The organism is Sphingobium sp. B11D3B (assembly GCF_025961735.1).
Classification (GTDB): Bacteria; Pseudomonadota; Alphaproteobacteria; order Sphingomonadales; family Sphingomonadaceae; genus Sphingobium.
The window spans coordinates 2,639,343-2,661,505 of sequence record NZ_JAOQOF010000001.1 but is presented as its reverse complement, the minus strand read 5'-3'; the positions used below and the strand labels follow the sequence as shown (position 1 = coordinate 2,661,505).

Here is a 22,163-nt window from a genome sequence, read left to right as displayed (position 1 = left end):
TATGCCCCCTCAGCGGCGCCTTAGCGCAGGTGAGCGACGATACCGCCGAGCCGGCGACGGCCCAGGTTACGAGCGCGCAGCCGGAAGTCGCCGGCGCGGCGTCTTCTGCCGGCGCAGCGGCCGATCAGGACATCGTCGTCACCGGCTCACGCATTCAGGCGAGCGGCTTCACGGCGCCGACGCCGACCTCGGTCATCAGCACCGCGCAAATTCAGTCCGTGGCGCCGACGCGGGTCGATGACGCGCTCCGCCTCATCCCGGCCTTTTCAACGACCGGCAACGGCGTCGCACGGGCCTTGTCATCCGCGACGGTGGTTGCCGATCTGCGCAATGTCGGCGCGCAGCGCACGCTGGTGCTGGTCGATGGCCGCCGCCATGTCGCGACCGCGCCGGAGGGCACGGTCGACCTCGGTGTCATCCCGGCCATTCTCATTGAACGCACGGAAGTCGTCACCGGCGGCGCCTCGGCGTCCTGGGGCTCGGACGCCGTGTCCGGCGTGATCAACCTCATTCTCAAGTCCAAACTCCAAGGCGTCGAGGGCACGGTACAGAGCGGCATTTCGCAATATGGCGATGCCCAGAACGTGCTGGCCGGGCTGGCGGCCGGAACCAGCTTTGGCGGCGGGCGCGGCCATATTCTGATCGGCGGCGAATATTCCAAGAATGAGGGCATCGGCCAGACGCCCTATCGCCCGCGTCCCTGGGTGAGCCGTGGCGTCGCCGGCAACTCGGCTTATGCGCAAAATGGCCTGCCTGCGACCATCTACGCGGACGACGTGCGCCGCACCGACCTGTGGGAAGGCGGCCTGATCACCAGCGGTCCGCTGCGTGGCACGACCTTCCTGCCGGGGCAGCAGACCGGCCAGTTCGGCTATGGCGAAGTCTTCGGCAACCGGATGATCGGCGGCACGAGCAACTACACCGAGATCATCAATCCGGGCGGCAACCTCCAGCAGCCGGTCGAGCGCTATTCGGCGATGGCTCGCGTCTCCTATGAGGTGGTCGACAACCTCACTCTGTTTGCGGAAGGCAGCTTCGCGCGGTCGATCACCAATGGCTATTTCGCCGAGCCGCGTCAGCAGGGCTCCGTCACCGGCAACCCCACTTGTTCGGCGACCACCATTCCCGGCGGGCAGACCGGCAATGTGCTGGTGCCGATCACCAACCCCTATCTGAGCGACGACTTCCGCACGCGTGCGCTTGCCGCCGGCGTGACCTGCTTCAACTTCGGCCGCTCCCTGCGTGAGCAGGGCCTGGGCGCCGTACGTGGGCATGTCGGCTCGCCGTCGGTCTATCGCGGGGTCGTCGGCGTGGAAGGCACGCTCGGGGACTGGTCGTTCGACGCTTATTACCAATATGGCCGCAATCACTTCGTCCAGGAGTATGTCGGCCAGATCAACATGATCAATTATCGCAAGGCGATCGACGCCGTGCGCTCCGGCAGCAACATCGTCTGCCGCGTGAATGCCGATGCCAATCCGCTCAATGACGACCCGGCGTGCGCGCCGCTCAATCTGTTTGGCTTTGGATCGCCTTCGCAGGAAGCCATTGCCTACATCACCGGCACGTCGCGCTTCGACCTCATCACCAAGCAGCAAGTCGCTGCGTTCAGCGCCAATGGTGCGCTGTTCGAGGGCTGGGCCGGCCCGATCAACGCCGCGTTCGGCGCGGAGTATCGCGAAGAGTCGATCGATGCGACGGTGGACGCCATTTCGCAGGCCGGCCAGTGGCAGAGCGGCGCGCGCCAGCCGATCTCCGGCAGCTACAATGTGAAGGAAGTGTTCGGCGAACTGGCGATCCCGCTGTTGAAGGATCTGCCGTTCATTCGCTCGTTCGATCTCAACCTTGCCGCGCGCTACACGGATTACAGCACATCGGGTGGCGTCACGACCTGGAAGGTCGGCGGCACATGGGAATTGTCGAGCGAACTGCGGCTTCGCGCCACGCGGTCCCGCGATATCCGGGCGGGCAATTTTGCCGAGCTGTTCGCGCCGACGACGGTGGCGCGCCAGAACATTCGCGATCCGCGCCGGTCGACCAACTACACCGTCGAGGTCGCATCTCTGGGCAACCCCAATCTCGATCCCGAAAAGGCCGATACGCTCACGGCGGGCATCGTCTATCAGCCCCGCTGGCTGGACGGCCTGCGTCTCTCGGTCGATTATTACGATATCGACATCAAGGGCGTGATCGGGACGATCTCCGCGAACGAGGTGCTCGAGCGCTGTTATGTCGACGGCATTTCCGACTTCTGCGGTCTCGTCACGACCTCTGGCGGTGCCCCGGCCGGCGACATCACCGGTGTGACGGTCCGCTTCGAGAATCTGGATCGTCTGAAGACCAAGGGCGTCGACTTCGAAGCCGCCTATCGCTCCTCGCTGGAGAACATCTTCGGTCAGGGCGCCGGGTCGCTCTCCATTCGCCTGCTGGGGACATATCTGGACACATTGGCCACCACGGCCGTGTCCACCGCCAGCACGGAAGAACGGGCAGGCGAATATGTGACGCCGCACTGGCGCGTGTCCGGCCTCGTCACGCATGAACTGGGCCGCCTGACGAGCACGCTGGACCTGCGCTGGCTGCAGGGCGGCAAGATCGACAATGATTTCGTTGTCGGCACCGGCACGCTGAACAGCATCAACTTCAACGATACGAAGAACACCTTCTACACCAACGCGACGTTCACGGTCGATGTCTCGCGGGACGCCGATCGGAGCCGGGAGATGTTCATTCGCCTGAACAACATCTTCAACGTCGCGCCGCCCTTCCCGGACCAGGCATCGCCCTTGTTCGATCAGGTCGGGCGCGCATTCCGCGTCGGTCTGCGGTTCAAGATGTAAGGGCGCCCGCGCTTCACCAACACTCATGGGATGGCGCCCGCAGCGCCATCCCTCCCCAGAAAGGATATGGTTCGCCGATTATGGACAGACCTAAAGTTCAGGAAGTTCGCCAGTCGGAGGATCGTTTTCTGGCCTCTGACGTGTTCGAGACGGGTGGTCGGGTGCTGCCGCGGGCCAATGGCACGGGGACCTGGGTCGAGCCCGCGCGCGAGATTCCGGTGTATCACAGCTGCGACGTGCTGGTGGTCGGCGGCGGGCCTTCGGGCACGGCGGCGGCCTGGGCGGCGGCGCAGGCCGGGGCCGATGTGGTGCTGATGGAGCGCTACAATCATCTGGGCGGCCTTTCCACCGGCGGCCTCGTCATCTGGATCGACCGGATGACCGATTGGACCGGCCGGCAGGTCATCCAGGGCTTTGCCAATGATGTGCTGGGGCGCCTGCCCGCTGCGGGCCTCGCCGGGCCGCCGCGCGCCGACTGGGGCTCGCGCGATCCCAAGAAGGCCAGCTACTGGGGCCAGCGCACTGCGGCGTTCCACGGCACGGTCTGCTGGTCGCCCACGCTCGATCCCGAGCGGTTGAAGCTGATCAGCCAGGAGATGCTGCTGGCAGCCGGCGTGCGGCTGGTGTTCCACAGCTGGGCGGCGGTGCCGATGGTCGCCGACGGCAAGGTCGAGGGCGTGGTGTTCGAATCCAAGGCCGGGCGTCAGGCGCTGCGTGCCAAGGTGGTCGTCGATACCACCGGCGATGGCGACATCTTCGCGCGCGCCGGGGCCGAGTTCGACACCGACATTGAGGAAGGCGACGTCCATCACAGCGCCAACACCGGCTTCATGCTGGGCGGTGTGGACATGGACCGCTGGCTGGCCTTCCGCGCCAATGAGCCCGAGCAATATGCCGAGTTCGCCAAGCTCGGCCGTGAGCGCCTCGGCTTCTTCCAGCCGCCTTATGTCTCCTGGCGCAACGACATCGCGCTGTTCCTCGGCCCGCGCCAGTCCGGCCTGTCCGCGCTGGACGTGGATGACCAGACCGAGCTGGAGATCCGCTCGCACCGGTTCATGCAGACCCATTGCGAATTCTTCCTCGAACATGCGCCGGGGTTCGAGCAATGCTATATGCTGCAGAGCGGCTCGCAGCTTGGCGTGCGGCACACACGGCGTTTGGCCGGCATGGGCAAGATCCTGCGCAGCCAGTGGGCCGACGGCATTGCGCTCCCTGACGAGGTCGGGGTCAGCCCATCGGTCAGCCTCAAATATCCGGTGATCTCGGTGCCCTATGGTGCGCTGGTGCCGCGCAAGCTCGATGGCTTGCTGGCGGGCGGCAAGCACATCAGCTGCGATGCCAACTCGCATGGCTTCATGCGCGAAATCCCGCAATGCTGGCTGACCGGACAGGCCGCCGGCGCCGCAGCGGCGCTCAGCGTGAACGCCGGCGTTCAGCCGCGCGCGCTCGATGTGACCAGCCTGCAGGCAGAGTTGCGCAGGCAGGGCGTGTTCCTGCATGACCAGCCCGGTGAGATGAGCCAGACAGCGCAGGCGGCCAGCCGGCAGGCCTGACGCGCCCATAGAAACGATGGAGAGGATCAGAGAGATGCGCAGCGGTAACAGGACGAAGCGAACATATGCCGGGCTGCTGGCCAGCCTCCTGATCTCTCCGATCCTCGCCGGTGCCTCTCCCGCGACGGCTCAGGCGCCGACATCGCGCTCGACCGAGAGCGTCAAGGTCTCGGCCGTGGTGGCCGAACGCATCGGCTCAGGCCCCGTCATCTATCCGGACATGCCGGGGCTGGAAGGCGATCTGGGCAACAATATCAACGGCCCGTCGGTGATCCGGGTGCCGAGCTGGATCAAGAATCCGCTCGGCAAATATTATATGTATTTCGGCCATCACCGCGGCGGCTACATCCGCCTGGCTTATGCCGATCGGCCCGAAGGCCCTTGGACCGTTTATAAGGATGGTACCTTGCGGCTGGAGCAGACCCCGGCGCTGCACCACATCTCGTCTCCCGATGCCGTCGTGGATGAAGAGAATAAGCGGATCGTGCTCTATTATCATGGCGCCACCGAGATGCCCGGCGGCGACTATGGCGGCCGGCCCTACGCCCAGCGCAGCTTTGTTGCGACGTCGCCAGATGGATTGAGCTTCACTGCAGCGTCCGGCGCGTTCGGGGCGCCCTACATTCGCGTGTTCAGCTACAAGGGCAGCAGCTACGGCCTGGGCATGGCCGACAAGGCGAGCGCCTATCCGGTCTGGCTGCGCAGTGGCCAGTTCTTCCGGTCCGCATCGCTCCTGCCGCCGTTCGAGGCCGGCCCGCGCATTCTCGATGAGATGCGTCATGCCGGGGTGACGCGCATCGGCGACACGCTGCATGTCTTCTACACCAATGTAGGGGACTCGCCCGAACGCATCCTCCATGCCAGCGTCGATCTGCGGCCGGATTGGTCGGAGTGGACGGCTTCGACGCCGACGGAAGTGATGCGCCCGGAAAAGGCCTATGAAGGCGCCAATCTGCCTTTGGTTTCCTCGCGCGGGGGCATGGCGACGGGCGCGGAGCATGCCTTGCGCGATCCCGGCGTTCTCAACGACGATGGCCGCATCTATCTCTATTATGCCGTCTCCGGCGAGAAGGGGATTGCGGTGGCGCGGGTGACTTTCAAATGATGACGCGCGGGCGGCCATTCGTGAGCGCGCCCTGATGGATACGCTGCTCAACATGCGCGCCTTTCTGGCCGTGGTTGAATGCGGCAGTCTCGCTGCTGCCGCGCGCAAGCTCAATATCGCGCCGTCGGTCATGTCCAAGCGGATCGGGCGGCTGGAGGATGAACTGGGCGCGGTGCTGTTCGTCAGGACGCCGCGCAAGGCCGAGCTGACGGCCTTTGGCGAGCGCCAATTGCCGCGCGTCCGCGCGCTGGTGCGCCAGACCGACGATGTCGTCGCCGGCGCGCGTCGATCCCGCCAGGCGCTGGACGGGCACCTGCGGATCAAGTGCCCGACCACGGTGGCCAGCAGCTATTTCGGGCGCTTCTTCGCGGATTTCGTGCAGAGCCATGTCGGCGTCAGCATCGATCTCATGCTGGTCGATCGGTCCGTGAACCCCATCGAGGAGGGCTTCGATCTGGCGATCGGCGCCATGGCCGCCTCTTATGCCGGGGTGATGGATGTTCCCCTGTGCGAGCATCCGATGGTGATCTGCGCCGCGCCTTCTTATCTGGCCCGGCGGGGGCACCCCAAGCATCCGCGCGAGCTGGTCGAGCATGATTGCCTCAACTCGCAGTCGATCGGGGGGACCTGGGTCTTCGAAAGCGAGTCAGGCGATCTGGCGGTCGATGTCAGTTCGCGCTTTGCGGTCAACACCGCCATCGTCCTGCGCGATGCCGCTCTGAGGGGCGCGGGGATCGTCATGCTGAGCGAGTTCGTCTCGCGCGAGGCCGTGCGCGCTGGCCGGCTCGTGCAGTTGCTGCCGGACTTTCCAGTCAAATCTCTCTGGCTCAAAGCCCTGGTTCCCAATGTCAAAATGAGCCTGCCGCTGGTGCAGGCGCTGATCGAAGATCTCCTCGCCTTCACCCAGCCCGTGGCGCCCTGGGACCGGGCGGACCCGGCCAACTGAACCAGCGCCTGCGGGCGACCCATAGAAGGAACACATCGATGCAGAGCAGGCGTGATATGCTTCAGGCTTCTGTCGGGCTGGCGGGCGTTGCCGTCTGGGCTGGGGGAGCGCCGGCCTCGGCTGCATCCGCTCCGGCACCCACCGGCGCCGCGCCCTTCGCGTCTCCGCTTCAAAAGCAGCTGCGCGAAGACATGGAGACCTACGCCTCGTTCGGCAGCAAGGTCTCGGGCTCTGCGGGCGATCTTGCCACCGCAGCGTGGATCGGCAAGCGCCTCGCGACGGTCGGCTTCAAGGTCGATGAGGTCAAGTTCCCGATTCCCACATTCGCGCCGGCGGTGACGGAGTTGCGCGCCGGGGACAAGCGCGTCGCGGTGGCCGCGCAGCCGGTCGTCGTCTCCACGCCTGCGAAGGGCATTACCGCACCGGCCGTTCTGGTCCGCGATGCGTTCGAGGCGCAGGGCGTCGCCGGGAAGATCGCCATCGTCGTCCTGCCTTATGGTCGCCACGCGGCGATTTTCTCGGGCGAGGTCAAGCCGATGCTGGATCGGGTCATCCCCAATAAGCCCGCTGCCATTGTCATCGTGACGACCGGGCCGACCGGCAGCATCGTGGCGCTCAACACCCGGTTGAATCCCATCGCCGACGTGCCCATCGCGCTGATGGCGCCGCGCGACCTGTCGATCATCGCTGAGGCGGTTGCCGCGCGCCGGCCCCTGACCCTCATTCTCACCGGGAAAAGCGCCACCGGCCACAGCAGCAATATCATCGCGCGACGCGAGGCAGGCCCCAAGTGGCTGGCTTTCTCCACGCCCCGCTCGGGCTGGGGCGTCAGCGTCGGCGAGCGGGCGCCCGGGACTGCCGCCTTTCTGGAGCTGTGCCGCTGGGCGGCGATCCGCTACCCGGATCATTCGCTCTTCGCCATCAACGCCGGCGGGCATGAGCTCGATTTCGCCGGCACGCACCACTCCCTCTCCGAAGGGCCGCCCGCTGCCCAGACACAGATCTGGACCCATCTGGGCGCCGGGCTCGCTACCCGCGATGCCTATGAGGTGCTGAGCCGCAATCACCAGCTTCTCTCCTGCGCCGATCCGCAGCGCGTCCTGATGACGTCGCCGGGCTTGATGGCAGAGACCACTGAGGCGTTTCGCGGGCTTGCGGGGTATGAGCGGCCGATTGAAGTCGTCGGCGGCGCCGGTGAGCTGTCCTCCATCATCGACCGGGGCTATGTGAACGCCTTTGCCGGCCTTGGCATCCATCGCTGGTGCCATGTCGAGGACGATACGATCGACAAGGTGGATGCCGCGCTGCTCGAACCGGTTGTTGAAGCTCATCGCGCCGTGGTCGAAGCGGCCGTCGCGCGGGCAGTGAGGGGTTAGGCGGGATCTTGAGCCCCTCCTCGGAAGAGGAGGGGAGTCAACCCCATGAACCTCGCGCGCGCTTCGGATGTTATTCCGTCGTGGCGCTTTCGGGCATTGCGTTGACGACCTCGACATTATGCTCGGCGCAGACTGCGGCGAGTTCCGCGCTGTCGAGATAGTCGGTCACCAATATGTCGACGGCGCTGATGTGGCCGATGCGGACCGGGGCGCTGCGGGTGAGCTTGCTACTGTCCGCGACGAGAATCACGGAGCGCGAGTTCTCGACGATGGCGTGCGAGACCTGCACCTCGTTCAGGTCGAAATCCAGCAACGAGCCATCCTCATCGATGGCGGACGCGCCGATGACCGCGAAATCGACCTTGAAGTTCCGGATGAAATCGACCGCAGTGGGGCCGACCGCGGCCCGATCGGCATGACGTACCCGTCCGCCGACGACGATCAGGTCGATTGCGCTATTGCGGCAGAGGATATCGACTACGTTCAGATTGTTGGTGAGGACCATCAGATTGCTGCGGCCGGCCAGCGCCCGCGCGACTTCCTCGGTCGTGGTGCCGATATTGATGAACAGGGAGGCGCCATCGGGAATGCGGGCCGCAGCCTCCTTGCCGATCGCCTTTTTCTCGGCCACGGACAGGCGGCGGCGGGCCTCATATTCCAGATTCTCGACGCCCGAGCCGAGAATGGCGCCGCCATGCACGCGCGACAGATAACCGCGCTCGCACAGATCGTTGAGATCCTTGCGAATGGTCTGCGGCGTCACATTCATGCGGCCGACGAGATCCTCCACCGTCACCTTGCCGTTCCGGCGCGCCAGATCCAGGATCTGGCGGTGGCGGGTGTTGGATGCGCTCGTCATGCCGGCGTTCTGACGCTTCGATCCTTGAGTTGCAAGCGTCCTTGTAGCCCGGCGCGCGGCATCATCGGGCGGGCCGTAATGGCTGCGCGGCCGGCCCTTCGTGGCATGGAACAGCGGGGCGAGAGCGCGGCTCAGGAAATGGCGCGTTCGACCGCCTTGCGCCAACCATCGACGGCGGCCGATCGGGTTGCTTCCGGCATCTTGGGCTCGAAGCGCCGCTCGCGGGTCCAGATCCGGTCGAGGTCATCCAGACCGCTCCAGACGCCGGTCGCCAGCCCGGCCATGAACGCCGCGCCCAGTGCCGTCGTCTCGACAATCGCGGGCCGCTCGACCGGCGCGACCAGCACGTCGGAGAGGAACTGGCAGAGCCAGTCATTGACGGCCATGCCGCCATCGACGCGCAAGGCGGTTTCGCCTTCGCCGACATCGGCCTTCATGGCGTCGATCAGGTCCATGGTCTGATAGGCGACGGATTCCAGCGCGGCGCGGGCCAGGTGTGCGTCCGTCGCATCCAGCGTAAGACCGCAGATCAGCCCCCGCGCGTGCGGATCCCAATATGGCGCGCCCAGGCCGACAAAGGCAGGCACCATATAGACGCCATGACTGTCCGGCACGCGGGTGGCCATGCCGTCCGTTTCCGAGGCATGGGTGATGATCTTGAGCCCGTCGCGCAGCCATTTGACCGCCGCGCCGGCGACGAAGATCGAGCCTTCGAGCGCATAGGTCGTCGTTCCGGCCAAGCGATAGGCAGGGGTGGTGAGCATGCGCGTTTTCGAGAGCACCGGCTCCGTGCCGATGTTCATGAGCGCGAAGCAGCCTGTGCCATAGGTTGATTTCGCCATGCCGGTGCGGAAGCAGCCCTGACCGAAGAGCGCGGACTGCTGATCGCCGATCATCCCCGCGACCGGGATGGCCTTGCCGAGAATGTCGGCATCGCACTGGCCGAAGATGCAGCTATTGTCCCGAACCTCCGGGAACATCGCGGCGGGCACGCGGAAGAGGCTGAGCAACTCCTTGTCCCAGGCCTGGTCCATGATGTTGAACAGCAGGGTGCGGCCTGCATTGGTGGGGTCGGTTGCGTGGACCGTGCCGCCGGTCAGCCGCCAGAGCAGGAAGCTGTCGATCGTGCCGAAGGCCAGCTCGCCGCGCTCGGCGGCAGCGCGGGCGCCCGCGACATTGTCCAATATCCACGCGGCCTTGGTCGCCGAGAAATAGGGGTCGATCAGCAACCCCGTCTTGGCGGTGACCATTTCTTCGGCGCCGCTGTCCTTCAGCCGCGCGCATTCATCGGCGGTCCGCCGGTCCTGCCAGACGATCGCGTTGTGGATGGGCTTGCCGGTCGCCCGGTCCCACACCACAACGGTCTCCCGCTGGTTGGTGATGCCGATCGCGGCGACATCCGCGACATCGACGCCGGCCTTGGCCACCACATCCCGCATCATGGCGACGGTGTCGGTCCAGATGTCCTCGGGATCATGCTCCACCCAGCCGAGATTGGGATAATGCTGCTTGAATTCGCGCTGCGTCGTAGCGACCGGATTGGCGGCGGCATCGAACAGGATGCACCGCGTCGAGGTCGTGCCCTGGTCGATCGCGAGAATATAAGGTGGCTGGGCCATGATTGCTCTCCTGTGGTCGCCGGCTGTGCGGCGCGATTGTCAGTTGGCCGCGTCTGCCTCGGCGGGGATCGTCTCCTGCAGGGCGCGCTTGTGGCGTGCGGGCAGGAACGGCCGGATCAGCCAATGATAGACGCTGGCGCCCAGCACGCCGCCGCAGAACGGGCCGGCGATGGGCACCCACCAGTAATTGCCCGGCCCGGGGAAGGCGGATTCGCCCCAGCCCGCCAGATAGCCGAAAATGCGGGGGCCAAGGTCGCGCGCGGGGTTGATCGGCCACCCTTCCAGATATCCCGCGCCGCCGCCGATCATGGCGACCAGCAGGCCGATGATGAGCGCGCTCGAATTGGCCTCGGGCGCCTGCGTGTTATATTCCTCGGTGATCGCGAAGATGCCGAGCAGCAGGAAGCCGGTCAGCACGATCTCGTTGAAGAACGCCCGGATCGGTGTGATGTGCGCGCCCGGCGCGGTGAAGAACACGCCGGCGCCGCCACCGGCCGCCCGCTCCACGCCCTGCGTGGCGTTGAACGCGTCGATCACCGGCGAGAACATCATGTAGACCACCGCGGCACCCAGAAATGCGCCGAAGATCTGCGCCAGCCAGAATGGCACGACCTTGCGCCCGGGGAAGCCCCGATAGATCATGAGCGCAAGCGTGACTGCCGGGTTGGCGTGCGTGCCGGAGACCGCGCCCGTCACATAGATAGCGATGGTGACGGCAAGGCCCCAGGTGATGCACACCCCGAAATAGGCTGTGCTGTAAGGGCTTGGATCATAGAGAAAATACATCGCGGCGGCAGAACAGCCGATGGTGATGATGATGAACACTGCAATGCATTCGGAGATCAGTTCTCCAATAAATGCCTTCCCCGGTGACATTGGCCTCTCCACGTTTATCGATTGTCATTTATCCGACGGCGTTGACGTCCACCCTCGCATGATCCGCGAGATAGGCCTTCAGCGCCGCCACCTCTTCCTTGCGCATATGCAGGCCAAGTTTCGATCGACGCCAGACAATATCGTCGACCGAGCGTGCCCATTCATGCGCGAGCAGATAATCCACTTCGGCTTGGGTGAGCCCGGCGCCGAAATGCTGCCCGAGGTCCTCCGCCGTCTTCACGTCCGCGAACAGCTTGAAGATGCGTGAGCCATAGCTCTCCGCCAGGCGGCGGATGGTGGTTTCGCCGAGAAAACCAAACTTTTCCCGCAGGTCGGCAATGAGGCCGTCCAGCCCTCGCGCGCCCAAGTCGCCGCCGGGCAGCGGAGCGGTGGCCGTCCAGGCCGATCGCAGGTTCGGGAGGTGCCGGGCGAGCTTGTCCATCACCTCTTCGGCCAGCGCTCGGTGCGTGGTGATCTTGCCGCCAAAAACGCTCATCACCGGCGCCGCGCCCCCGGCATGATCCAGCGAGAGGACGTAGTCGCGACTGATCTCCGACGCGTTGGTCGTCGCGTCGTCATAGAGCGGGCGCACGCCGGCGAAACTCCACATCACATCCTGCGGCGTGATCTGCGTTGCGAACCAGCGGTTCACGGAGTTGCAGAGATAATCCGTTTCCGCCGCGTCGATCGTCACCACGTCCGGCGCGCCCTGCCACTCCACATCCGTCGTGCCGATCAGCGTGAAGTCGTTTTCATAGGGAATGGCAAAGACGATGCGATTGTCCGGATTCTGCAGGATATAGGCATGGTCGCCCTCGTACAGCTTGCGGGTGACGATGTGGCTGCCCTTGATCAGCCGCAATGTGCCCGCGCCTGTGATGCCCGCCCGCTCGGGCAGAAAATCAGCGGCCCAGGAGCCGGTGGCGTTGACGAGCACATGCGCCGTCACGGAGAACGGCGTGCCGTCAGTGCCCTGCAAGGACACACGCCAGCCATGCTGATCCCTTTGTGCGGCGAGGCATTTTGTGTGGGTGAGGATCGTCGCGCCATGCTCGGCGGCATCCTGCGCGTTGGCGACGACGAGGCGGCTGTCGTCGCCCCAGCAATCGGCATAGACATAGCCGCGGCCAAACCGAGATTGAATGGCGCTGCCATAGCCATCCCCGGCCAGCCTGATCGCCCGCGAGTGAGGCAGGCTGCTGCGCCCGCCCAGCCGATCATAAAGGAACAGGCCAATGCGCATCATCCACATGGGGCGCATGCCGCGATCATGGGGCAAAACGAACTCGAGCGGGCGGATGAGGTGCGGCGCCGCACGCATCAGCCGTTCCCGCTCCGCCAGGGCCTTGGCGACCAGCCGGAACTCATATTGCTCGAGATAGCGCAGCCCGCCATGAATGAGCTTGGTGCTGGCCGAGGAGGTGTGCGCGGCGAGATCGTCCTGCTCGACGAGCATGACACGCGCGCCACGGCCCGCCGCATCGCGCGCAATCGCAGCGCCGTTTATGCCTCCCCCAACGACCAGAACATCATACTCAATAGCCATGGAGCGACTTTCGCAGGGCCCGGCAACGAAAGTCAATTACTTTCGTATCTTTCGTTCCTTTGAGTTGGGTAGATGGTCGGCCCCCGGCGCGAGCGAATTTCGCTCGCAAGACTATATTGGCTAGCGAGTTTCCCGTTAGCTTGGCCGGACGACGGGGTCGGCGCGAGATACGGGACCTATCAGCGCACGAAAAAGCGAAATTTCAAACGAACCCCGTCGGATGTACCCGCGCGGCGTCGGCAGGCTATCAATATCACTGGACCGCAGCACGCCATGGTGGCTATCGGCTGGGCCATGAGTGTCATCGCAACCATCATGAATTCGGCCACCGGCCAACCCGTTCAGAAAATGACCTTCGGTCGCATGCCCAAGCCCTGGGCCAGCTTTAATCTGGAAAGCGGTGAGCTGGTGACGATCGATCGCGTGCAGGTCGGCAAACCGGCGCCCGGCAAGTTCGTCGCCCCCGTCGAGGTCTGGGTGACGCCGAAAAGCTGATGTCGGCAAGCCCGGAGCGGATGAGCGACATTCTGATCGTCGGCGGCTCGCTCGCCGGCCTCATGACCGGCCTCGCACTTTCGCGGCATGGCTTCTCGATCACGCTCCTGGAGCGCTCGACCGATACCGACCGGACCGGGGCCGCGCTGCAGGTCGGCTATGGCTTGCTCGAGCAGTTGACTGGGCGTCCTCATGCCGCCGGCGCGCTCGCCACGGGCGTCCAGGCATGGCAATCGGTCTATCGCGGTCTGCGCGCAGCGGCGGACGAGGCCGGCATTGTGGTCCTGCAGAATGCCCGTGTGGAAGCGACGGGAGAGGCGGAGGATCGGGCCTGGGCAAGGAGCGCCGATGGTCGGCGGTTCGACGGCAAGGTGCTGGTCGGTGCGGACGGCTATCAGAGCGTTGTGCGGCGGCAGGTCAGTCCGGAGCGCCCGGATGCCGTCTTTGCGGAGTATCTGGCCTGGGTCGGCTTTGCCGAAGAGTCGGCGCTGTCTGTCCGCTATCCGCCCAATCTGGAGTTTCTCGAATCCGGGCCCTATGTGCTTCTCGGCTTTCCACTGACCGCCGCCGATGGCAGTCCGGAGCGCGGCCGCCGCCGGGTCGGCTGGGGCTGGTACGACGCCGGACATAACGCAATCCTCCGCAGCACAGGGGCGGTCGAGGGCGCGCTGGTGCGGCATTCGCTGCGCCCGAGCGACATGCCGGATGCGCTGTTCGACGAGCTGGCCGCACTGGCGCGCCGGCACTGGCCATCGCCTTGGCGCGACGCGATCCTGGAATGTATCGCCCGCAAAGCGGTGCTCGGCACACCGGTCGTGGAATATTGTCCCGACCGACTCGTCGCCGGCCGGATGTGTCTGGTTGGCGACGCTGCCCATGTCTGCACGCCGATGACAGGCAATGGCTTTGCAACCGCCGCGCAAGATGCTCTCACCCTCGCGCGCTGCCTCGACCCGGCGGCCCTGCAGGCCGACCCGAATGCCGCGCTCATGCGATATGAAGCGTCTCGGCTGCCCGAGGTGCGCAGACTGGCCCGGTCCGGCCAGCAGATCAGCCAGAACTTCGTGCGCTCTGCCGGTTGAGGCAGCTCGGAGAAGTTGCGCGACTGGTTGAGCTTTCAACGGTTCCAACGCGTCATTGAGCCATTGAGCACCATGGCGACTGCGGTTGCAGCCGGGCCGCTGCGAACAAAGGCCCAAAGCTCGTCCGAGCGGCATCCATCCGTCGGCGCACGATTGAAGACATGCAGTTGGGAGCGAAGCCGGATCAGTCCACCCGGCCTCGTGAAGAGCGAGATCGCTTTGGCTCTCGACACCAATACAGATGATAGGACGGCACGTTGAGCCAACGCCGGCGCCGTTTCGCTCGTGTGAAGACTTTGCGGAGTGACGGTTCGATCGTCCGACGCACCTGATAATCGAGGAACTCACCGTCGTCGGTCAGAAGGTGCGCGGCATCCTCCACAATTCTTGCCCTGTCGGCCTTCTCCAACGCCGCCCGGCTACGTCCTCCCCTAGGATAGCTTGAGCTTTGAGGGCTGATTCTGTGTGGACGATCAGACGAGGATCATCGATGGTTCGGCGAAGATGGTCTGCAAGACCGTCCTCGCTTTCGATCGCGATCAGCTTGGCGTCGCGTGGCAGGTGCGCAAGAATATAGCGGGTAAACTCACCTGTGCCGGGACCATATTCGACGAACAGGCGCGTTTTGGCCCAATCGACCCCTTCTAGCTGGCGCTCGATGGTGCCCGTCGAGGTGGCAATGGGCGAGCCGACGGAAAGGGGCGCCTTGGCGAACTCCTTGAGGAATGTCGTCCAATGCGTTGAACCACCATTCCCGCCCTGCGGCGTGCTCGCCATGGTATATATCCTCCGAGATCTCCCAGAACAATGTGATCGAGCGCTGTCCGTTCCGGGCTTGGCATTTTATCGGGCACGCGTGTTTGGAAAGGCCATCGTCTGCATTGCGGCGGATAAGGTGGAGGGTGCTGATCATGATCCGGATGATCAGCCAGGCTCAGGATTTATTAATTTGCTTTCGGGGTGGGATTGGGTTGATTCAATGGCGGGGCGAAGAGGCCCTGCCACGAGTGATCTGATCTGGTTGTCGCAAGCGCAGATGCGCCGAATAGACCGGCATTTTCCATTGTCGCACGGGGTGCCGCGCGTCGATGATCGTCGGATCATCAGCGGCATTATCTTCGTGATCCGCAATGGCCTGCGCTGGCGGATGCGCCAGCAGCCTACGGACCTCCGAAGACGATCTACAACCGGTGCATCTGCTCGGGCCGCATGGGCGTGTTCAACAGGATCTTCGTGGCGCTCGCTGCAAAGGGCGGCAAGCCGGACCAGTTGATGATCGACGCGACGCACCTCAAAGCGCACCGATCCTAAGAGAGAAGCCTAAATTACGGCAAAGCACACTGCGACGTCGATGAACGAGCGGCCGCTATTGAACAGGACGTTTGAGTTAAAAGACGGCCGCTATTATTATGGCATCATTAGCCAGAGACGGTCTTCCTAGAGAACGAACGAAGGTCCGCTTTCAAGATGCTCCGATCATTTGTCCAATGTCCGTTATTAGGGGTACCGCCATTCTTCGGAAGGTCTTCAACAACCGGTGTGGTTGCGGAGCGGTGCAGCAAGTCGGTGTTCCGAAAGTCACGCGGCGAAGAGCCGAAGCAGCCTTGAATGCCCGGCTGAAATGGTGGGAATCCTTAAAGCCGCAGCTGTAGGCAATTTCCGTCATCGACCTCACACGCGATTTCACGAAAACCGCAGTTTTCTAAAGTGCTGGGGGTTCGCATTAGGCCGTGGGGGATCGCTGAGGCCCAGAGATGGCGGAGACGGAGGGATTCGAACCCTCGGTAGCCCCTTAAGGCTACGACGGTTTAGCAAACCGCTGGTTTCAGCCACTCACCCACGTCTCCGCGCTCACCGGGGGAAGTGGCGTCCCGTACCGGCTGAGAGCGGCCTATAAACAGGCTGTTCGTACATGGCAACGCCCGGTGTCGCCTGTTTCTCGAAAGGCTGCAATTTATCGCGCCAACAAGCTCTGGTAGGCAGGTGTGACGGGGAACGCAAAATGATGCGACTCGACGCAGTGCGGGGTGGCGGTTTCGGAGCAACCGGACGCGAACCAACGCGGTGCACGCGCCGCCGTTCCACCATCATTCATCGACTCGTCGTGTCCACTTTTCGACTCATCGCAGGCCTCGGCCCCGCGAGTCGCTTGTGGTGGGTCGCTCTGGTAGCCGCCGTGGCACTTCAAACGATATAGAACAGAGCAATCCTTGTCCGCTGACAAAACCAATTCCGGGGGTGTGATCGCACGTCTGCTGTCTCTCGCGCCCGAGCGGGAGATTTTTCTCCGCACTGGCGGACGCGTGCGCTTCATCCGTATCTCCACCCGCTTCCAGATCGTCGCTGCCAGCGCGCTGGCAGTGCTGGCTTTGCTCTGGGCCGTCGGCACATTCGCGATCCTGTGGAATCAGGCCAGCCTGCTCCTTGAGCGCGGCCATGTCGCGCGGGATCGGGCCGAGGTTCTCTCCCAGCAGGCCAAGGTGAAGGCCTATCGCGAGTCGGTGAACGATATCGCTCAGGATATCGAGCAGCGGCAGAAGGCCCTCGATGAACTGCTGCGCTCCAGCCTCGGCACGGGGATCGAAGAGGGCGGCGCAGGTGCGCCCGCTGACGGTCCGGAGGTCAGCAAGCCGCTCAGCGCGGCCTCGCCCGAAGCCTCGCGATTGGAGGCGCTGCGGCGTCATCAGGAAGTGCTCGAGACGCGCCTGGCTGGCGCGGTCGAACATCGCCTTGCGGCGGTCGAAAAGGCGATCCGCAGTTTCGGCCTCGATCCGGCCCGCATGGCGGTGCGCGAGCGGGGGCAGGGCGGTCCCTTCATTCCCGTCGCCTCGATTGTCGCCGACCAGCCGGAGCTGCGGGATATCGCCCTGCTGCTGACCCGTCTCAACACCATGGAAGCTGCGCTGGCGGCGATCCCTTCCGGCAAGCCGACGGCCGCGCCGATGACCACCAGTTCTTATGGCTATCGTCGTGACCCCTTCAACGGCAGCCTCGCGTTCCACGGCGGCATCGATTTCCGGGGACGCATGGGCCAGCCCATCCTCGCCGCCGCGCCGGGCACGGTGACGTTCGTCGGCACCAAGCATGGCTATGGCAATGTCGTGGAAGTCGACCATGGCAAGGGTCTCTCGACGCTCTATGCGCACCTCTCCGGCTTCAATGCCAAGCCGGGCCAGAAGGTCGCGCGCGGCACCCAGATCGCGCGCATGGGATCCACGGGCCGCTCGACCGGCACGCATTTGCATTTCGAAGTCCATGTCCATGGCGCGGCCGTCAATCCGCGTCCCTTTCTGGAGGCACGCAGGGATGTTCTCGAAGTCCAGCAAACGGCCAAGCGGCGCGTCGCCGACAGTGGCAACCGGGGCTAAGCACACGCCTTTCTCGATCCTCGGCAGCGATGTCAGGATCACGGGCAATCTGGAAGCCAGCGTGGATCTGCACATCGACGGGACAATCGAGGGCGACATTGCCTGCGCGGCGCTGGTGCAAGGCGCCGAGAGCCGCATCGCTGGCCATGTTAAGGCCAAGAGCGCCCGGATCGGCGGCCTGATCGAGGGATCGATCACGGCAGAGGAACTGGTGGTGGAGGCGCCCGCCCGGATTACCGGTGATGTCAGCTATGAGCGCATCACCATTGCTACTGGCGGCCAGATCGACGGGCGCATGACGCATAGCGGCCAGCCGACCGAACTCAAGCTGATCAAGAGCGATGTCGGGTAAGGGCGCCGGGGAGGCCCGGGCTAACCCCTCGGATCAGCGCTCGCGTGTGGCGCTGAAGCTGATGTCCGGGTTGCGCTCGGCCTGATAGCCCACATCCCAGGCCGATCTGGCGAGGAAGACGGGGTTCTCGTCGCGATCCTTGGCCATGCTTGTCCGGTTGATGCTGGCGAAGTCTTCCAGCTTCTTGGCCTCGCCGGTCAGCCAGCGGGCCGTGTCGAACGGCGCCGGCTCTAGCACCGCGCCGACCTTATACTCCGCCTCCAGCCGGCTGATCAGCACATCGAGCTGCAACTGGCCGACGACGCCGATGATCCACTGACTGCCGATCTCGGGATAGAAGACCTGGATCACGCCCTCTTCGGAGAGGTCGTCCAGCGCCTTTCGCAATTGCTTTGTCTTGGTCGGATCCTTGAGCGCGATGCGGCGCAGGATTTCCGGCGCGAAATTGGGGAGGCCGGTGAAGCGCACATCCGCCTTTTCGCTCAGCGTGTCGCCCACCCGCAGCGTGCCGTGATTGGGGATGCCGATGATGTCGCCGGGGAAAGCCTCGTCGGCAATCTCGCGGTCCTGCGCGAAGAACAGGATCGGCGAGTGGACGGCGATCGGCTTGCCGCTGCCGGAGGGCGTGAGCTTCATGCCGCGGCGGAACTTGCCCGAGCACAGGCGCATAAAGGCAATGCGGTCGCGGTGCTGCGGGTCCATATTGGCCTGCACCTTGAAGATGAAGCCGGTCACGTCGCCGCGTTCCGGCTCGACCGGCGCGGGCTCGGCCGGCTGGGTGCGCGGCGGCGGGGCATGGGCGGCCAGCGCGTCGATCAACTCGCCAACGCCAAAGCGCTTGAGGGCCGAGCCGAAATAGACGGGCGTCAGGTCGCCATGGCGATAGGCTGTCAGGTCGAACGCGGCATAACCAGCCTGCGCCAGTTCGGCCTCTTCCCGCAGGCGCGCAAGACCTGCGGCGGAGAGCACGGTGGCGAGCTTTTCGTCGTCCAGGCCGGTGAGCTGGGTGAAGCTGCCGTCGAATTCCTTGCTCGGGCCGACCGGCTGGTAGAGCCGATTGGTGGCAAAATCGTAGATGCCCTCAAACTCGCCGCCCATGCCGACGGGCCAGCTCATCGGGCAGACATCCAGCGCGAGCGCGTCGGCCACTTCATCCAGCAGCGAGAAGCTGTCGCGCCCCTCGCGGTCCACCTTGTTGACGAAGGTGATGATGGGCACGTTGCGCAGGCGGCAGACCTCGAAGAGCTTGCGCGTCTGCGGCTCGATGCCCTTGGCGGCGTCGATCACCATCACGGCGCTGTCGACGGCGGTCAGGGTGCGGTAGGTGTCTTCCGAGAAGTCCTCGTGCCCCGGCGTGTCGAGCAGGTTAAAAGTGATCACGCTGCCATCGGGCTGGGTGCGCTCGAAGGTCATGACTGAGCTGGTCACCGAGATGCCGCGCTGCTGCTCGATCTTCATCCAGTCCGAGCGCGCGCGACGATTGGCCCCGCGCGCCTTCACTTCGCCGGCGAGGTGAATGGCGCCGCCGGCGAGCAGCAGCTTTTCGGTGAGGGTCGTCTTGCCCGCGTCCGGGTGGGAGATGATCGCGAACGTGCGGCGGGAAGGGATCGTCATAGCAAGCGTCTTAATCCAGGGAGCGAGCGCGCCGGGCGTGGTCGGGCCGGCACAAATGTGGCGCTGCTATAGGGGCTGGGGCGGCGATCCTGCAAGGCGCGGCTTTGCACAGGGCGAGCGTGGCGTGGGGGGGCATCGATCAGGCGCGCTCTCTTCCTATCCGCGCACGGGGGCTGCGCAGGGGTTTTCAAGCGCCGAGTGCACCAAGGGGGTTGACGCGCTGCCGGTAATCGATTGTACTGAATGCCGATTGATAGCCGCAAATCGGGACGCCCCGCGTCGCCGATGACCGTAGCATTTCGGTAACACTCCACCATAAACTGGTTTGCGCGCGCATCGTGCGTTGGACATTGTCATGCATCTCTCTATGCAATCGATTGCTCGATTTTGTTTTTGCAGGAGATGGATGATGAAGCGGCTTCACGCCGGTGTTGCGGTTTTGGCACTGATGGCTGTCATGGGTGCAGCGCCAGTTCGCGCACAGCAGACCACCACAAACAGTGTTGATACCGCGCCTGACGAAATCATCGTCACCGCTCAGAAGTCCGGCGTGCAGGCGCTGCAGGAAGTGCCGCTCGCCATCCAGGCGTTCAGCGGTGAGGACCTCAAGGAGCGCAACATCAACAATATCGCGGATCTCGCCACGGCGATTCCGGGTATTTCCGAGAGCCAGCGCCAGTCGGTCGCTTCGCGCTCGTTCAGCATTCGCGGCGCTGGCGCCGGCGCTGCCAATGGCGACTCGGCCATCGGCTATTATGTCGACGACGTGCCGTTCGTGGTTACCAACTTCGGCATCGCGCCGCCGATCCGCTTTCTCGACCTCGACCGCGTCGAGGTTCTGCGCGGTCCGCAGGGCACGCTCTATGGCCAGGGTTCGGCCGGCGGTGTGTTCATCTTCCACACCCGCGATCCTGACCTGACCGAGATCAAGTTCGCTGCCGAGGCGCAGGCCTCGCAGACGCGCGGGGCCGGTGGCCTCAACTATGGCGTTGCAGGCGTCGTCTCCGTCCCGATCATCAAGGACGTGCTTGCTGTCCGCGTCAGCGGCGGCCACTCCTATAATCCGGGTTGGGCGGACGAATATTACGGTGCGTTCGACGGCACGCCGGACCGCAAGGGCGTGAACGAGGTTCGCGACGACGACATTCGCGTGGTCGCGCTGTTCCGTCCGGTCGACAACCTGAATATCCGCGCGCAGTACTGGCATTTCCGTCCGCGCCAGCAGTTCCTGGGCGGTCTCGCCTCGACCCAGCCGCCTTATTACGCGAACACGGCGGCGCAGCCGAGCTTCGGCAATGGCGACTTCAAGCTTTACAGCCTGTCGGCCGGTCTGGACTTCGATACCTTCTCGATCTCCAGTGCGACCACGTACCTCAAGGGCAATTTCGGCATTTACGTGCCGATCGCGCCGGCGGGTGCCTTCTCGAGCCAGTTCTTCCCGGACATGTTCAGCCAGGAAGTGCGGATCAACTCCACGACCGACGGCCCGTTCCACTGGCTGCTCGGCGGCGCCTATCAGGACGGCAGCGGCCCGCAGGAAAACTATCTGCGCATTCCCGTTGCGGGCATCGACACCAATGCCGACAACAACACCATCACCAAGAACTGGGCGGTGTATGGCGAACTGGGTTACGACCTGTTCGACGGCAAGCTGCGTCCCCGGGTTGGCCTGCGCTATTATCATGACAAGCGCACGTTCGAGGACGCCAACACGACGAACACGAACAAGAAGAACGTGACGACCTGGCGCGTCAACCTCTCCTATGTGCCCAATGATGATCTGACGGTGTTCGCTACGGCGGCGACCGGCTTCCGTCCGGGCATCGTGCAGTCGCAGATCCAGGCGGACCTGCTTGCGGACGTCGGCATCCCTGCCGGCACCCAGACCCGTCCCGAAAGCTCGACCAACTATGAGGCCGGCATCAAGTGGCGCTCGCCCGATCGCACGCTCAACGTCGGGTTGAACTTCTACGTCAACAAGCTCGAGGACATGCTGACGCCGACGCCGACGCTGGACGCGAACGTCTCTGGCTTCTCGAACTTCGGTGACGGCACCAGCAAGGGCGTCGATATCGAGATGCGCTGGCGGACGCCTCTGGACGGGCTGACGCTGAGCGCAGTCGCGAACATCAACCAGGGCAAGTATGACACGGTCGATCCCGCCGTGCAGGCGCGCCTGCCGTACCTGCGTCCCGGTACGCGGCTGGTCAACACGCTCGAGGAAAACGCCCGCGTGGATGCGACCTATGAGACATCGCTGGGCGGTGACCTCAACGGCCTGTTCAACGTCGCATGGACCTACAATGGCAACCGCCTCCAGACCAACGGCGAGTATGTGAAGGCCTATAGCGTATACAGCGCCAATATCGGCCTGCGGTACAAGGCCTATGATCTGACGCTGTTCGGCGAAAATCTCGGCGATTATGATGGTGCTGTGCTCACGCTCAACACCTCCAGCATCCGGGTGACGCCGCGCACGATCGGCCTGCGGTTGCGCGTCAACTATCAGTGATCCTGCCACGGGCGTGGTGA

The 22,163-nt window shown here is 64.4% G+C and carries 16 protein-coding genes, 1 tRNA gene and 1 pseudogene; 11 read left to right on the top strand and 7 right to left on the bottom strand.

What is annotated here, in order from left to right; all coding sequences use genetic code 11:
* Positions 1-29: 29 nt before the first annotated feature.
* From M2333_RS12240 to M2333_RS12220, 5 genes are all read left to right on the top strand, one after another.
* Positions 30-2,840, top strand: a complete 2,811-nt coding sequence (locus M2333_RS12240; RefSeq protein WP_264611949.1) for a TonB-dependent receptor plug domain-containing protein — start codon at positions 30-32, stop codon at positions 2,838-2,840.
* 80 nt (positions 2,841-2,920) lie between these two features.
* On the top strand, positions 2,921-4,393 hold the full coding sequence (locus M2333_RS12235) for an FAD-dependent oxidoreductase (RefSeq protein WP_264593402.1): 1,473 nt from the start codon (positions 2,921-2,923) through the stop codon (positions 4,391-4,393).
* A gap of 16 nt (positions 4,394-4,409) precedes the next feature.
* Positions 4,410-5,498: a hypothetical protein gene (locus tag M2333_RS12230; RefSeq protein WP_264611948.1), complete on the top strand. Its 1,089-nt coding sequence runs from the start codon at positions 4,410-4,412 to the stop codon at positions 5,496-5,498.
* Positions 5,499-5,532: 34 nt separating this feature from the next.
* Entirely contained in the window at positions 5,533-6,444 is a 912-nt protein-coding gene (locus M2333_RS12225; protein WP_264571458.1) for a LysR family transcriptional regulator, read from the top strand.
* Between the two features lie 56 nt (positions 6,445-6,500).
* A complete protein-coding gene (locus M2333_RS12220; protein WP_264611947.1) occupies positions 6,501-7,820 on the top strand; it encodes a hypothetical protein in 1,320 nt (439 codons plus the stop codon).
* A gap of 70 nt (positions 7,821-7,890) precedes the next feature.
* Here M2333_RS12220 and M2333_RS12215 read toward each other — a convergent pair whose 3' ends face one another.
* From M2333_RS12215 to glpD, 4 genes are all read right to left on the bottom strand, one after another.
* A complete protein-coding gene (locus tag M2333_RS12215; RefSeq protein ID WP_264611946.1) occupies positions 7,891-8,679 on the bottom strand; it encodes a DeoR/GlpR family DNA-binding transcription regulator in 789 nt (262 codons plus the stop codon).
* Positions 8,680-8,810: 131 nt separating this feature from the next.
* A complete protein-coding gene (gene glpK / locus M2333_RS12210) occupies positions 8,811-10,298 on the bottom strand; it encodes a glycerol kinase GlpK (protein WP_264611945.1) in 1,488 nt (495 codons plus the stop codon).
* A 39-nt stretch (positions 10,299-10,337) separates the two neighbouring features.
* Positions 10,338-11,174 carry an MIP/aquaporin family protein gene (locus tag M2333_RS12205; protein ID WP_264586348.1) on the bottom strand — a complete coding sequence of 279 codons (837 nt, stop codon included), beginning with the start codon at positions 11,172-11,174 and terminating at the stop codon, positions 10,338-10,340.
* Positions 11,175-11,202: 28 nt separating this feature from the next.
* The gene (glpD, locus tag M2333_RS12200) at positions 11,203-12,720 is read right to left on the bottom strand and encodes a glycerol-3-phosphate dehydrogenase (RefSeq protein ID WP_264611944.1); all 1,518 of its coding nucleotides are present in this window, start codon (positions 12,718-12,720) and stop codon (positions 11,203-11,205) included.
* A gap of 294 nt (positions 12,721-13,014) precedes the next feature.
* Here glpD and M2333_RS12195 point away from each other — a divergent pair, with 294 nt between their 5' ends.
* Together M2333_RS12195 and M2333_RS12190 are read left to right on the top strand one after the other, a co-directional pair.
* Positions 13,015-13,215, top strand: coding sequence for a hypothetical protein (locus M2333_RS12195; RefSeq protein WP_181561543.1), 201 nt, complete (start codon positions 13,015-13,017; stop codon positions 13,213-13,215).
* Positions 13,216-13,235: 20 nt separating this feature from the next.
* A complete protein-coding gene (locus M2333_RS12190) occupies positions 13,236-14,297 on the top strand; it encodes an FAD-dependent monooxygenase (protein ID WP_264611943.1) in 1,062 nt (353 codons plus the stop codon).
* Between the two features lie 357 nt (positions 14,298-14,654).
* Here the strand turns inward: M2333_RS12190 and M2333_RS12185 are convergent, their stop codons facing one another.
* A complete protein-coding gene (locus tag M2333_RS12185) occupies positions 14,655-15,074 on the bottom strand; it encodes a hypothetical protein (protein ID WP_264611942.1) in 420 nt (139 codons plus the stop codon).
* A gap of 202 nt (positions 15,075-15,276) precedes the next feature.
* Here M2333_RS12185 and M2333_RS12180 point away from each other — a divergent pair.
* Positions 15,277-15,605 (top strand): annotated as a pseudogene (locus M2333_RS12180) (transposase); the annotation flags it as partial.
* Positions 15,606-16,052: 447 nt separating this feature from the next.
* On the opposite strand, the gene M2333_RS12175 reads toward M2333_RS12180, so the two are convergent.
* A tRNA-Ser gene (locus M2333_RS12175) sits at positions 16,053-16,144 on the bottom strand.
* A 363-nt stretch (positions 16,145-16,507) separates the two neighbouring features.
* Between M2333_RS12175 and M2333_RS12170 the strand changes: the two genes are divergently transcribed.
* Positions 16,508-17,665 (top strand): M23 family metallopeptidase, encoded by a 1,158-nt coding sequence (locus M2333_RS12170; RefSeq protein ID WP_264571391.1) that lies wholly within the window; start codon positions 16,508-16,510, stop codon positions 17,663-17,665.
* Positions 17,604-18,017 carry a bactofilin family protein gene (locus tag M2333_RS12165; protein WP_264611941.1) on the top strand — a complete coding sequence of 138 codons (414 nt, stop codon included), beginning with the start codon at positions 17,604-17,606 and terminating at the stop codon, positions 18,015-18,017. Before M2333_RS12170 ends, M2333_RS12165 begins: the two co-directional genes overlap by 62 nt.
* A gap of 33 nt (positions 18,018-18,050) precedes the next feature.
* Here M2333_RS12165 and M2333_RS12160 read toward each other — a convergent pair whose 3' ends face one another.
* Entirely contained in the window at positions 18,051-19,631 is a 1,581-nt protein-coding gene (locus M2333_RS12160) for a peptide chain release factor 3 (protein ID WP_264571389.1), read from the bottom strand.
* Between the two features lie 409 nt (positions 19,632-20,040).
* Between M2333_RS12160 and M2333_RS12155 the strand changes: the two genes are divergently transcribed.
* Positions 20,041-22,143 carry a TonB-dependent receptor gene (locus M2333_RS12155; protein ID WP_220128563.1) on the top strand — a complete coding sequence of 701 codons (2,103 nt, stop codon included), beginning with the start codon at positions 20,041-20,043 and terminating at the stop codon, positions 22,141-22,143.
* The last annotated feature ends 20 nt before the right edge of the window (positions 22,144-22,163 follow it).

Excerpts from the sequence above, each read along its gene's own strand:
- M2333_RS12190 (WP_264611943.1), top strand. The coding sequence starts at position 13,236 with ATGAGCGACATTCTGATCGTCGGCGGCTCGCTCGCCGGCCTCATGACC.
- M2333_RS12165 (WP_264611941.1), top strand. The coding sequence starts at position 17,604 with ATGTTCTCGAAGTCCAGCAAACGGCCAAGCGGCGCGTCGCCGACAGTG.
- M2333_RS12155 (WP_220128563.1), top strand. The coding sequence starts at position 20,041 with ATGAAGCGGCTTCACGCCGGTGTTGCGGTTTTGGCACTGATGGCTGTC.
- M2333_RS12230 (WP_264611948.1), top strand. The coding sequence starts at position 4,410 with ATGGAGAGGATCAGAGAGATGCGCAGCGGTAACAGGACGAAGCGAACA.
- glpK (WP_264611945.1), bottom strand. The coding sequence starts at position 10,298 with ATGGCCCAGCCACCTTATATTCTCGCGATCGACCAGGGCACGACCTCG.
- M2333_RS12195 (WP_181561543.1), top strand. The coding sequence starts at position 13,015 with ATGAGTGTCATCGCAACCATCATGAATTCGGCCACCGGCCAACCCGTT.
- M2333_RS12215 (WP_264611946.1), bottom strand. The coding sequence starts at position 8,679 with ATGACGAGCGCATCCAACACCCGCCACCGCCAGATCCTGGATCTGGCG.
- M2333_RS12220 (WP_264611947.1), top strand. The coding sequence starts at position 6,501 with ATGCTTCAGGCTTCTGTCGGGCTGGCGGGCGTTGCCGTCTGGGCTGGG.
- M2333_RS12160 (WP_264571389.1), bottom strand. The coding sequence starts at position 19,631 with ATGACGATCCCTTCCCGCCGCACGTTCGCGATCATCTCCCACCCGGAC.
- M2333_RS12235 (WP_264593402.1), top strand. The coding sequence starts at position 2,921 with ATGGACAGACCTAAAGTTCAGGAAGTTCGCCAGTCGGAGGATCGTTTT.
- M2333_RS12205 (WP_264586348.1), bottom strand. The coding sequence starts at position 11,174 with ATGTCACCGGGGAAGGCATTTATTGGAGAACTGATCTCCGAATGCATT.
- M2333_RS12225 (WP_264571458.1), top strand. The coding sequence starts at position 5,533 with ATGGATACGCTGCTCAACATGCGCGCCTTTCTGGCCGTGGTTGAATGC.
- M2333_RS12185 (WP_264611942.1), bottom strand. The coding sequence starts at position 15,074 with ATGGCGAGCACGCCGCAGGGCGGGAATGGTGGTTCAACGCATTGGACG.
- glpD (WP_264611944.1), bottom strand. The coding sequence starts at position 12,720 with ATGGCTATTGAGTATGATGTTCTGGTCGTTGGGGGAGGCATAAACGGC.